The sequence below is a fragment of the Halogeometricum sp. CBA1124 genome (genome assembly GCF_009741955.1).
Classification (GTDB): Archaea; Halobacteriota; Halobacteria; order Halobacteriales; family Haloferacaceae; genus Halogeometricum; species Halogeometricum rufum.
The window spans coordinates 1-1,415 of sequence record NZ_WPCD01000360.1 but is presented as its reverse complement, the minus strand read 5'-3'; the positions used below and the strand labels follow the sequence as shown (position 1 = coordinate 1,415).

Annotated in this window: 1 protein-coding gene; it reads right to left on the bottom strand. The window is 64.3% G+C overall.

Features of this window, described 5'->3' with window-relative positions:
* Positions 1-1,103 (bottom strand): BGTF surface domain-containing protein (locus tag GJ632_RS21490; protein WP_343161320.1); only part of this gene is annotated, 1,103 nt, incomplete at its 3' end.
* Positions 1,104-1,415 lie beyond the last annotated feature (312 nt).

Genomic DNA, 1,415 nt, shown 5'->3' with positions numbered 1-1,415 from the left:
TCCGTGGCCGTGTCCGGCGCGTCCGTCTCGGTCATCGCCGTCTCGGTCGCAGCGCCGCCTTCGACGACGTTACCGTCGACCGAAACCGAGTCTGCGGGACCGTTACGGACCGTGACCTCGAACGTGTCGCCGACTTCCTGCTCGCTGAAGTCGAACGTGCCCGAGAACGTGTTGTTCTCGGTGACGTAGACGGTCGCGGTCTTCAGGAAGCTCGGCTGCGTGTCGCCGCTAGAGCGGACGCGCAGGCTGAGTTCCGTACCGGGCGCGACGGTCGTCTCACCGGAGATCGTCTGGGTCGCGGACGCCGAGACGTTCACGGGCTCGCCGAGCGAGTGCTCGCCTTCGACGAGGTCGTACTCGTCGAGGACCGTCTGGCGGTCGTCGGCGAGGTTACCCTCGTCCTCGGCGACCGTGAAGTTGGCTTCGAGCGTGTGATCGTTCTCGATGCTACGCTCGGTCGTGTCGATGTCGCTGTCGTCCGTGTCGTAGACGATGAAGTACGTGTCGTTCTCCTCGTCAGCGAACACGTCCGTGTTCGTCTCGTTCAGGATGAGGCTGTACGGGTCGCGGTTCGCACCGGGGTCGACCTGCTCGACCGAGAAGTTGAACGCACCGGTGTCTGCGACGTCGTAGAAGGCGACGTCCGTCGCGTCACCGTCTGCCTCGATCGCACCGTAGAGACCGGAGGCCTGAATCTGGTGGACGGCGAGGTCGCCGTAGGCGATGCCGTTGTCCTGCGTGACGTTGTTGTTGCTGATCGCTTCGTAGACGTCGTCCGTGTCGTCGAGCGTCGTGCCCGAGGGAGCCGTCCAGCTCGCGAGGGACGTCGTGTTGCGTTCCTCGAGAACGAGCGTGCCGACGCCCTGCGAGTCGTCGCTGGCGTCCTCGCCGGAGCGGACTTCGACGTCGTACTCGCCCGCGTCGAGGAGCGTGCTGACGTCTTCGCTGATGTCAGCCTTGGTGATGTCGTCGTCTTCACCCTCGAGGCTGGGGACGTCGTAGACCTTGCCGCCGTCGTTGGCGAGGTTGGTCACGCCGGTCGCGGCGTGGGTGTTGAACAGGACGTTGACCTGCCCGTCACCGTTGACGTCTTCGACCGTCACGTTGCTGACGAAGCCGACGTCCTCGGACCCGAACGTCAGGGTCGCGTAGTCGGTGTTCGAGAGCGTGACGGTGATGTTCGCGATGTCACCGCGCTGTTCGGTGACGATGCCCGTGCCACCGATGTCTGCACTGCCCTTGCCCGGCCTTCGAGACTCGATAGACGAGGACTCGGTTTCGATCGCTGGACTGGTTGTCCGTCACCAGAACCGTGTAGTTGCCAGTGTCGAGGTCCGAGGCGTTGGAACTCGAAGTCGTACTCGGCCTGACCCGTGAGGTCAGCGCCGACTGGTCATCTGAACGTCCTCGTCGGA